The sequence below is a fragment of the Variovorax sucrosi genome, assembly GCF_051216635.1.
Taxonomy (GTDB): Bacteria; Pseudomonadota; Gammaproteobacteria; order Burkholderiales; family Burkholderiaceae_C; genus Variovorax.
This window is the reverse complement of the sequence record NZ_JBPJZU010000001.1, coordinates 156,447-165,594: the sequence shown is the minus strand read 5'-3', so window position 1 is coordinate 165,594 and position 9,148 is coordinate 156,447. Positions and strand designations below refer to the sequence as shown.

Genomic DNA, 9,148 nt, shown 5'->3' with positions numbered 1-9,148 from the left:
GGCCAGTCCGGGCATCGAGCCCGGCCCACCCTGGCAGGGTCTGCGGGGTAACTTTGCTGCGCAAAATTAACATAACGGGCTTTAAAAAAATGCGGCCAGTCGCAGGCAGGGTGGAGGCCAGTCCGAGAGCATCCGCTGGAGCAGCCGTAACTCGCGCATCGACGGCAACAGCAGCGAGACCGGCACCACCGTCAGCGGCGGCACGAACGTGGCCATCAGCGCCGGGGGTGACCTCACCGCCCGCGCCGCCACCCTGAGCGCAGGCAAGGACCTGAGCCTGGATGCCGGCGGCATCCGCCTGGAAGCCAGCCAGAACACCGGGTAGCAACACGGCAGCAGCAAGAGCAGCGGCAGCAGTATCGGCGTGGGCTATGCGGCGAGTGCGCAGAACGGCTTCACCGCCGAGAGCCTGCGGGACACCGGCAGCACGCACGCGTGCCAGCAACCTGGAAAATAAAGTGTGAAGCCCGCCGATAAGCCGGATTCTGTGCACCGGCGCCGTCTTGCGACGATGCCGGCGTGACCGCCATTAATCTGGGCCGCCGGTCGCCCGGACGGCTCGATGCCACCTACCCGCCAGCTCCGCGGAACCACGTCAACGCTGGCCTATTTGGTGTTGCTGCGCGCAGAGATTGCCCGTTTCACCCGGATCGGGGTTGCCCCTTCACCGACTCGTCTCTGTTGCTCTGATCCTCACCTCACGGTGGAGAGTCGTTAACTCCTGCGCTGTCCTGTGCAGTCCGGACGTTCCTCCAGTGCTCCCTTTCGGGAATTGCACCAGCGGCGGTCTGGCGTGCTTCACGGGTCGGATTATCTCGCGACAATGACCCTTCCCGTTTTCGTCCACACCAGGAGACCGAAATCATGAAAGCCCAGACCATCCTCGAGACCATCGGCCGCACGCCGCACATCCGCGTCCAGAGGCTCTTCGCCGACACGGCCAAGGGCACGCAGCAGGTGTGGATCAAGTCCGAGCGCGCCAACCCGGGCGGCTCGATCAAGGACCGCATCGCGCTCGCGATGGTCGAAGACGCCGAGCAGTCGGGCGCGCTGAAGCCAGGCGGCACCATCATCGAACCGACCTCGGGCAACACCGGCATCGGGTTGGCCATGGTCGCCGCGGTCAAGGGCTACAAGCTGGTGCTGGTGATGCCCGACTCGATGTCCGTCGAGCGCCGGCGCCTGATGCTGGCCTACGGCGCCAGCTTCGACCTGACGCCGCGCGCCGGTGGCATGAAGGCGTCGATCGCCCGGGCCGAAGAGTTGGTCGCGAACACGCCCAACAGCTGGATGCCGCAGCAGTTCAACAACCCGGCCAACGTGGCGGTGCACCTGCGCACCACGGCCGAAGAGATCGCGGCGGACTTCCCCGAGGGCCTCGACGCGATCATCACGGGCGTTGGCACCGGCGGCCACATCACGGGCGTGGCGAAGGTGCTGAAGGCGAAGTGGCCGAAGCTCAAGGTCTATGCGGTCGAGCCGGTCGCGTCGCCGGTGCTGTCGGGCGGCGCGCCCTCGCCCCACCCCATCCAGGGCATCGGCGCGGGCTTTGTGCCGAAGATTCTCGACATGGCGTTGCTCGACGGCGTGATCCAGGTCGACGCCGATCCGGCCCGCGAGATGGCGCGCCGCTCGGCCCGTGAAGAGGGCATGCTGGTGGGCATCTCCTCCGGCGCCACGCTGGCAGCCATTGCACAGAAGCTGCCCGAACTCGCCGACGATGCGGTGGTGCTGGGCTTCAATTACGACACGGGCGAACGCTACCTGTCGGTCGAAGGCTTTCTGCCGGCCTAGCGCGACCCGAGCGTGCCCCAGAGGTTGCAGCCACCCGGGCAATAGGGCGGCGCCGGATTCGCCGCGACGGCAGGGGCCAATGCGGCGACTTGGCTTTCGAGCGTGCTGTCCGGCAACGGCGTTCCGCTCATGGCCAGAGCGGCGACGCCGCTGGCCACCAACGCTTTCGTGACGATGAGCATGGATGTCTCCTGCAGTGATCGGTCGACGCACTCAAGATAGACCCATGGCAGGCGCGGTGCACCCGTAGTTTCCCCGCTGACTTTTGCCCTGCGGACGCGGCGCGGACGGCCTCCCTACAATAGGTGCCTCCGCGAATGCCACCTGCCCGATCACCACGGGCCGCACGCCATGCTCCGCCTCTCCGAAATCAAGCTCCCCCTCGATCCGCCTTCCGACGCGCTGCCGCACGCGGTGCAGGGCCTGCTCGGCGTCGATGGCGATGCCATCGCCAACATCCACGTTCACAAGCGCAGCTTCGACGCCCGCAAGGTCGACCTGCTGCAGGTCTACATCGTCGACGTGACGCTGGTCGATCCATCGCTGGAACCGAAGCTGCTCGCCAAGCTGGCGGGCAACCCGCGCGTGACCGTCACGCCCGACATGTCGTACCACGCGCCCGCGCAGGCACCGGCAGAGCTGCCCATCCGCCCGGTCGTCGTCGGCTTCGGGCCCTGCGGCATCTTCGCGGCGCTGATGCTCGCCAAGATGGGCTTCCGACCGATCGTGCTGGAGCGCGGCAAGACGGTGCGCCAGCGCACCCGCGACACCTGGGGCCTGTGGCGCAAGAGCACGCTCAACCCCGAGTCGAACGTGCAGTTCGGCGAAGGCGGCGCCGGCACCTTTTCCGACGGCAAGCTCTACAGCCAGATCAAGGACCCGCGCTTCCTCGGCCGCAAGGTGATGGAAGAGTTCGTCAAGGCCGGCGCGCCGCCTGAGATCCTGTTTGTCGCGCACCCGCACATCGGTACGTTCAAGCTGGTGAAGGTGGTGGAGAACATCCGCGCGCAGATCGTCGCGCTGGGCGGCGAGATCCGCTTCGAGCAGCGCGTGACCGACGTGCACATCGACGACGGCCAGCTGCGCGGCCTGACCGTGCGCGACCAGCAGACCGGCGCATCGAGCGAGCTGCGCTGCGACCACGTGGTGCTGGCGCTCGGCCACAGTGCACGCGACACCTTCGAGATGCTGCACGCACGCGGCGTGCACATCGAGGCCAAGCCTTTCTCGATCGGCTTTCGCGTCGAACACCCGCAGGGCCTGATCGACCGCGCGCGCTGGGGCCGCCATGCGGGCCATCCGCTGCTGGGCGCGGCCGACTACAAGCTGGTGCACCACGCCACGAACGGGGCAGGAAAGGGGCGCTCGGTCTACAGCTTCTGCATGTGCCCGGGCGGCACGGTGGTCGCGGCCACCAGCGAGCCGGGCCGCGTCGTGACCAACGGCATGAGCCAGTACTCGCGCAACGAACGCAACGCCAACGCGGGCATCGTGGTGGGCATCGAACCCGCGGACTATCCCGGTTGGGAAGAGGGCAAAACCGGCTCGCCGCTGGCCGGCATGGTGCTGCAGCGCCAGCTCGAATCCAACGCTTTCGTGCTCGGCGGCAGCGACTACCGGGCGCCGGGCCAGCTGGTGGGCGACTTCATCGCCGGCACGCCCTCGACCGAACTGCGCAGCATCAAGCCCTCGTACAAGCCGGGCGTGACGCCGACCGATCTGCACCAGGCCCTGCCGGCCTATGCCATCGAAGCGATGCGCGAGGCCTTCCCCGTCTTCGGCCGCAAGATCAAGGGCTTCGACACGCCCGACGCGGTGCTGACCGGCGTGGAGACGCGCACCTCGTCGCCGATCCGCATGACGCGCGGCGAAGACTTCCAGAGCGTCAACACGCGCGGCCTGTTCCCGGCCGGCGAAGGCGCGAGCTACGCGGGCGGCATCCTGTCGGCCGGCGTGGACGGCATCAAGGTGGCCGAGGCAGTCGCGCATGCGGTGCTGCAAGACGCCGAAGCCCTGCGCGTGCCGGCGTGATACCCCCCAGGAACACCGATGACGACCGACGACTTCCACTTCTATGAACCCGCGAAGGGCCACGGCCTGCCGCACGACCCCTTCAACGCGATGGTCGGCCCGCGCCCCATCGGCTGGATCTCGTCGCAGAGCGCGTCGGGCATGCGCAACCTGGCGCCCTACAGCTTCTTCAACGCCTTCAACTACACGCCGCCGATCGTCGGCTTCGCCAGCATCGGCGCCAAGGACAGCCTGCGCAACATCCGCGAGACGCGCGAGTTCGGCTGGAACCTGGCGACGCGGCCGCTGGCCGAGCGGATGAACGCGTCCTGCGCGGCGGTGCCGCCCGAGGTCGACGAATTTGAGCTGGCCGGCCTGACGCCGGTCGCGTCGCGCGGCATCGCGGTGCCGCGCGTGGCCGAGAGCCCCGTGTCCTTCGAATGCAAGCTGACGCAGATCGTGCAGCTCGAAGGCGTCGACGGCACGAAGGTCGACACCTGGCTGGTGCTGGGCGAGGTGGTGGGCGTGCACATCGCGCGCCACCTGCTGAACGACGGCATCTACGACACGGCGGCGGCCGAACCCATCCTGCGTGCCGGCGGCCCGGCCGACTACTTCACCGTCACCCGCGACAATCTCTTCAAGATGTTCCGTCCGCGCTGAGCGCGGCGCCATCGCCCTCTACGCTGCGCCCCATGCGCGGCCTCACACGAACCGAACGATGACCGAAGCTCCCGACCACATCACCGCACCGACGAGCGACGCACCCGCAGCGACCGCGCCCGTCGCCGATACGCCATCGACGGAAACGCCATCGACCGACGCGCCCGCGCGCAAGCGCTCGCGCGGTGGCCGCGGCCGCCGTGGCGGCAAGGGCGAACGCCCGGCTGGCGAAGCGGGCCAGGCGCCCGCAGCGCAGAAGGCGCAAAGGCCGCAACAGCCGGCTGGCCAGCAGCCCGCACGGAAGAACGGCGCACCCGCGCCGCGCAAGGTGCACCCGGTGCTCGAGCGCCTGTTCGAGCTGTACCCGCAGCTCTTCGGCGCGCGCTTCCGCCCGCTCAAGCTGGGCATCTACCAGGAACTGCTTGCCGCCCACGGCGACGAGTTCAAGGCCGAGGACCTCAAGCTCGCGATGGGCCTGCACGCCCGCTCGACCCGCTACCTCGAATGCGTGGCCGCCGGCCATCCGCGCCATGACCTGCAGGGCAACCCGGTGGAACCAGTGGCACCCGAGCACATCCACCACGCCATCCTCGAAGTGTTCCGACGCCGCCAGGGCCGCACGAAGGACGATCTGAGCGGCCAGCTGCGCGAGCGCATCATCGCGGCCATCGAAGCCTCGGGCGTCGGGCGCGACGCCTATGCCGAGCGCGTGCGGGCCCGCGACGACGCGTCGAACGCCGCGCTCGACGACGCACTGGCCGAGTTGGCCCGGCAGGCGGCCAAGCGCGAAGCGCTGATGCGCGCCTTCGAAGCCAGCGGCAAGACCGAGGCCGAGTTCGCCGACATGTACGGCATGGACCCGAAGGAGGTCGCGCGCACGCTCAACCGGGTGCGCCGCGACAAGGCGGACGACGAGAAGCGGGCTGCCGAGGCCGCACTGGCCACTGTCCCGGACGCGAGCATCGACGTGCCCGAACCGCCGCCGGCCGACGACGCCACGGCCGACCCCAAGCCGGACGCCTGAGCGCGTCTCGCCCAAGAAAAAGCCGGCGCACTGCGCCGGCTTTTTTCGTGGCGTGGCGGCCCATGCCGCCCGGTGCTCAGCCCTGCGCGTTCTGCAGCGCAGCGATGCGCTCTTCGATCGGCGGGTGGGTCGCAAAGAGCTTGCCCATCGTGCCGGTGATGCCCATCGCCTCGACCGCCTTCGGCAGCTCGCCGGCCGGCAGGCCGCCCAGGCGCGCCAGCGCGTTCATCATCGGCTGCTTGCGGCCCATCAGCTGGGCGGCGCCGGCATCGGCGCGGAATTCGCGCTGGCGCGAGAACCAGGCCACGACGATGGCGGCAGCGAAGCCCAGCACGATGTCGAGCACGACGGTGCTGACCATGTAGCCGATGCCCGGCCCCGAGCTGCGGTCGTCGCCGCGGCGCAGGAAGGAGTCGACCGCATAGCCGATCACGCGCGACAGGAACACGACGAAGGTGTTCATCACGCCCTGGATCAGCGCCATGGTGACCATGTCGCCGTTGGCGATGTGAGCGACCTCGTGGCCGATCACGGCCTCGACCTCTTCGCGCGTCATGCCCTGCAACAGGCCGGTGGACACCGCGACCAGCGACGAGTTCTTGAAGGCGCCGGTGGCGAAGGCGTTGGGCTCGCCTTCGAAGATCGCGACCTCGGGCATGCCGATGCCGGCCTTGTCGGCGAACTTGCGCACGGTCGCGACGATCCAGGCCTCGTCGGGCGACTGGGGGTTGTCGATCATGCGCAGGCCGGCCGTCCACTTGGCCATCGGCTTGCTGATGAGCAGCGAGATGATCGCGCCGCCGAAGCCCATGACGAGCGCAAAGCCCAGCAGGGCCGTGAGATTGAGTCCGTTGGCGGTGAGGAAGCGGTTGACGCCCAGCAGGCTGGCGACCACGCCCAGCACGGCGACCACCATCACGTTGGTCAGGACGAACAGAAGAATGCGTTTCAAGTTGATTTCTCCGTGGGGAAACTGTCGCTCAGGTGGGGGCTGGGCCACCCGCTTCAAGAGGCTTGACGGCGCGGCCCCGGTGGCGTTGTTGTGGGTTCTGAAGGCCGGCGCGGACGAAAGACGTCCGAGTCATCATAAAAGCAAAAGTTCGTGTTCTCGGGCCACCAGCCGGGCACGCCGAGCACCGGCAGCGGCACGAAAGGCTTGGTGGCCAAGTGCGCCGCCGAGAGCGCATCGGCCATGCAGTCGTCGCGAGGGTAGATCGACTGGCGCGCGCCGGGGGCGAAGAGCACATGCGCCGTCAGGCCTTTGCGCGGCACGGTCAGCTTTTCGAGCAGCGCATGGCCGAAAAGGAGCAGACGCGCCTCCTCCCAACGCCCGCGCTCGGTGACGAACAGGCGGTGCCAGTCGCGGGCGACCAGTGCATCCCACAGCACCGGCGGCGCATCGAGCACCGCGCCGTTCTCGTCGAACAGCGTCAGCGCGTCGCGCAGCGGGCCGCGGTGGGCGCCGACGCCGCGCTGGTCGATCTCGGCGGCCTGGCATTCATTGAGGCGGCGCTTCGTCTGCGGGAAGTGCAGCCAGGCCAGGCCGTTGAAGAAGTCGTGCAGGTTGTCGCGCGTCGGCACCTCGCCGGTTCGGAAGATGTGGGCCTCGTAGGCTTCACCAGGCGGCAACGCGTCCTGCGGCACGAAGCGCACCGGCGGCGATGCGGTGCTGGCCTGCAATGCGGTGGCGACGCCGTGCTGCCGCGCAGCCCGCTCGGCAGGTGCACCGAGCGCCCGGCAGTGCGCCAGCCACGGGCGCGCCCAGTCGACGCTCGGCCCGTTCAAGCGGCAGAGGCACCCAGCCAGCGGATGCGATCGGGCTGTTGAAGCACGGCGAACTCCTCGGTCAGCTTGTCGAACAGCTTGAGCGAACTGCCGTGCTTGCCGAGCAGGCCGGCGGCACGCAGCGCCTGCGCCGCGTCGTTCAGCGCCACATCGTTGCCTTTGCGCAGGTTCGGCACCGCCTGCAGGATGAATTCGGCGGCCTCGGACACCGGCGGTGCGGGGGGCTTGGTCGCCTTCGTCGTCTTGCGGGCCGTCTTCTTGGCGGCCGGCGCGGCCGTCTTCTTGGCCGGCGCAGCCTTGGCGCGCGTGGTCTTGGCGGCCGGTGCCGCAGCGCTCTTGCGGGCCGGCGCGGGCGCGCTCGATGCGATGCGCGCACCGTGGTGCTCGAGGTCGATGAACTCGTCGTACACCGCCATCGTTTCCTCGCCGGTCTTGCCCCGCTGGCCGATGCCGCAGACGCGGCAGCCGGTCTCGCGCAGGCGGATCACCAGCGGCGCGAAGTCGGAGTCCGACGACACCAGCACCACCACGTCGGGCCGCTCGGTGATCGCCAGCGCCATGGCGTCGACGGCCAGTGCGATGTCGGTGCTGTTCTTGCCGGCCGAGAGGTTGACCATCGGGCGTACCGACAGCCGCTTGAACAGGCCCTGGTGCTTCAGCGCCGTCTCGGCATTGCCGTAGGCACGGCGCAGGTGCACAGCGCCGTGCTCGCTCAACGTGCGCTGCATGGCCTGCTCGATGACGTCGGCCGAAACGTTGTCGGCGTCGATCAGGAGCATGACCTTGGGGGTGGTGCTGTTCATTGCAGTTTCCAGTTGAGCGTTTCGCCACCGCCCAGCGGCTTGAGCGTCGCGTCGCCGTAGGGCACGGTGTCGGGCAAGGTCCACGTTTCGCGCTTGAGCGTGATGGTGTCGGTGTTGCGAGGCACCCCGTAGAAGTCGGCGCCGTGGAAGCTGGCGAAGCCTTCGAGCTTGTCGAGCGCGCCGGCGTTGTCGAAGGCCTGGGCGTAGAGCTCGATCGCCGTCAGCGCGGTGTAGCAGCCGGCACAGCCGAGCGCGTGTTCCTTCAGGTGCGCGGCGTGCGGCGCGCTGTCGGTGCCCATGAAGAAGCGGTCGCTGCCGCTGGTCGCGGCCTCGACCAGCGCGACGCGGTGCGTCTCGCGCTTGAGCACCGGCAGGCAGTAGTAGTGCGGGCGGATGCCGCCGGTGAAGAGCGCGTTGCGGTTGTAGAGCAGGTGGTGCGCGGTGATGGTGGCGCCGGTGAAGGGCCCGGCGTCGCGTACGTAGTGCGCGCCTTCCTTCGTGGTCAGGTGCTCGAAGACGATCTTGAGTTCGGGCATGTCGCGGCGCAGCGGGATCATCACGCGGTCGATGAAGACGGCCTCGCGGTCGAACAGGTCGATGCTCGGATCGGTCACCTCGCCGTGCACCAGCAGCAGCAGGCCGTGCTTCTGCATGGCTTCGAGCGTCGCGTAGGTCTTGCGGATGTCGGTCACGCCGGCGTCGCTGTTGGTGGTGGCGCCCGCGGGGTAGAGCTTGAGGGCCTTCACGCCGGCAGCCGCGGCCCGTGCGATCTCGTCGGCGGGCAGCTTGTCGGTGAGGTAGAGCGACATCACGGGCTCGAAGCCGCGCTCGGCAGGCATGGCGGCCAGGATGCGCTCGCGATACGCCAGCGCCTGCTCGGCGGTGGTCACGGGCGGGCGCAGGTTCGGCATGATCAGCGCGCGGCCCACCTGGCGGGCGGAATGCGGCACGACGGCTTCGAGGGCAGCGCCGTCGCGCACGTGCAGGTGCCAGTCGTCGGGGCGAGTGATCGTCAGGGAAGAAGTCATCCGGCGATTCTCCCATCGGCCTGCCGGATCGCAGCGCCCTT

General features: G+C 68.9%; 11 protein-coding genes and 1 other RNA gene. 5 read left to right on the top strand and 7 right to left on the bottom strand.

Going from position 1 to position 9,148, the window contains the following annotated elements; all coding sequences use genetic code 11:
• Positions 1-81: 81 nt before the first annotated feature.
• A complete protein-coding gene (locus tag ACSFBE_RS00745) occupies positions 82-216 on the bottom strand; it encodes a hypothetical protein (RefSeq protein WP_435488452.1) in 135 nt (44 codons plus the stop codon).
• On the opposite strand from ACSFBE_RS00745, the gene ACSFBE_RS00740 reads away from it, so the two are divergent.
• Entirely contained in the window at positions 158-325 is a 168-nt protein-coding gene (locus tag ACSFBE_RS00740) for a hemagglutinin repeat-containing protein (RefSeq protein WP_435488884.1), read from the top strand. The two genes, ACSFBE_RS00745 and ACSFBE_RS00740, sit on opposite strands and share 59 nt — an antisense overlap.
• 133 nt (positions 326-458) lie before the next feature.
• Here the strand turns inward: ACSFBE_RS00740 and rnpB are convergent.
• Positions 459-800: RNase P RNA component class A (gene rnpB / locus ACSFBE_RS00735), an RNA gene on the bottom strand.
• A 64-nt stretch (positions 801-864) separates the two neighbouring features.
• Between rnpB and cysK the strand changes: the two genes are divergently transcribed.
• Positions 865-1,794: a cysteine synthase A gene (gene cysK / locus ACSFBE_RS00730; protein WP_435488451.1), complete on the top strand. Its 930-nt coding sequence runs from the start codon at positions 865-867 to the stop codon at positions 1,792-1,794.
• On the opposite strand, the gene ACSFBE_RS00725 is transcribed toward cysK, so the two are convergent.
• Positions 1,791-1,976 (bottom strand): hypothetical protein, encoded by a 186-nt coding sequence (locus ACSFBE_RS00725; protein WP_435488450.1) that lies wholly within the window; start codon positions 1,974-1,976, stop codon positions 1,791-1,793. The genes cysK and ACSFBE_RS00725 overlap by 4 nt on opposite strands.
• Before the next feature lie 169 nt (positions 1,977-2,145).
• Between ACSFBE_RS00725 and ACSFBE_RS00720 the strand changes: the two genes are divergently transcribed.
• From ACSFBE_RS00720 to ACSFBE_RS00710, 3 genes are read left to right on the top strand one after another with little or no spacing between them, the layout of a single operon-like run.
• On the top strand, positions 2,146-3,825 hold the full coding sequence (locus ACSFBE_RS00720) for an NAD(P)/FAD-dependent oxidoreductase (RefSeq protein WP_435488449.1): 1,680 nt from the start codon (positions 2,146-2,148) through the stop codon (positions 3,823-3,825).
• An 18-nt stretch (positions 3,826-3,843) separates the two neighbouring features.
• The gene (locus ACSFBE_RS00715) at positions 3,844-4,467 is read left to right on the top strand and encodes a flavin reductase family protein (protein ID WP_435488448.1); all 624 of its coding nucleotides are present in this window, start codon (positions 3,844-3,846) and stop codon (positions 4,465-4,467) included.
• A 58-nt stretch (positions 4,468-4,525) separates the two neighbouring features.
• Complete coding sequence (locus tag ACSFBE_RS00710) at positions 4,526-5,491, top strand: ProQ/FINO family protein (protein ID WP_435488447.1); 966 nt, start codon at positions 4,526-4,528, stop codon at positions 5,489-5,491.
• 76 nt (positions 5,492-5,567) lie between these two features.
• On the opposite strand, the gene htpX is transcribed toward ACSFBE_RS00710, so the two are convergent.
• Genes htpX through pyrC form a run of 4 tightly spaced genes read right to left on the bottom strand, consistent with a single transcriptional unit; the run spans position 5,568 to position 9,107 of the window.
• Positions 5,568-6,443 carry a protease HtpX gene (gene htpX, locus ACSFBE_RS00705; protein ID WP_435488446.1) on the bottom strand — a complete coding sequence of 292 codons (876 nt, stop codon included), beginning with the start codon at positions 6,441-6,443 and terminating at the stop codon, positions 5,568-5,570.
• Positions 6,444-6,496: 53 nt separating this feature from the next.
• Complete coding sequence (locus tag ACSFBE_RS00700; protein WP_435488445.1) at positions 6,497-7,276, bottom strand: DUF3025 domain-containing protein; 780 nt, start codon at positions 7,274-7,276, stop codon at positions 6,497-6,499.
• A complete protein-coding gene (locus ACSFBE_RS00695; protein WP_435488444.1) occupies positions 7,273-8,079 on the bottom strand; it encodes an NYN domain-containing protein in 807 nt (268 codons plus the stop codon). Before ACSFBE_RS00695 ends, ACSFBE_RS00700 begins: the two co-directional genes overlap by 4 nt.
• Positions 8,076-9,107 carry a dihydroorotase gene (gene pyrC / locus ACSFBE_RS00690; protein WP_435488443.1) on the bottom strand — a complete coding sequence of 344 codons (1,032 nt, stop codon included), beginning with the start codon at positions 9,105-9,107 and terminating at the stop codon, positions 8,076-8,078. Before pyrC ends, ACSFBE_RS00695 begins: the two co-directional genes overlap by 4 nt.
• Positions 9,108-9,148: the final 41 nt, after the last annotated feature.

Coding starts and splice junctions, on each gene's coding strand:
- ACSFBE_RS00745 (WP_435488452.1), bottom strand. CDS start 216: ATGGCCACGTTCGTGCCGCCGCTGACGGTGGTGCCGGTCTCGCTGCTG.
- cysK (WP_435488451.1), top strand. CDS start 865: ATGAAAGCCCAGACCATCCTCGAGACCATCGGCCGCACGCCGCACATC.
- ACSFBE_RS00725 (WP_435488450.1), bottom strand. CDS start 1,976: ATGCTCATCGTCACGAAAGCGTTGGTGGCCAGCGGCGTCGCCGCTCTG.
- ACSFBE_RS00720 (WP_435488449.1), top strand. CDS start 2,146: ATGCTCCGCCTCTCCGAAATCAAGCTCCCCCTCGATCCGCCTTCCGAC.
- ACSFBE_RS00715 (WP_435488448.1), top strand. CDS start 3,844: ATGACGACCGACGACTTCCACTTCTATGAACCCGCGAAGGGCCACGGC.
- ACSFBE_RS00710 (WP_435488447.1), top strand. CDS start 4,526: ATGACCGAAGCTCCCGACCACATCACCGCACCGACGAGCGACGCACCC.
- ACSFBE_RS00695 (WP_435488444.1), bottom strand. CDS start 8,079: ATGAACAGCACCACCCCCAAGGTCATGCTCCTGATCGACGCCGACAAC.
- pyrC (WP_435488443.1), bottom strand. CDS start 9,107: ATGACTTCTTCCCTGACGATCACTCGCCCCGACGACTGGCACCTGCAC.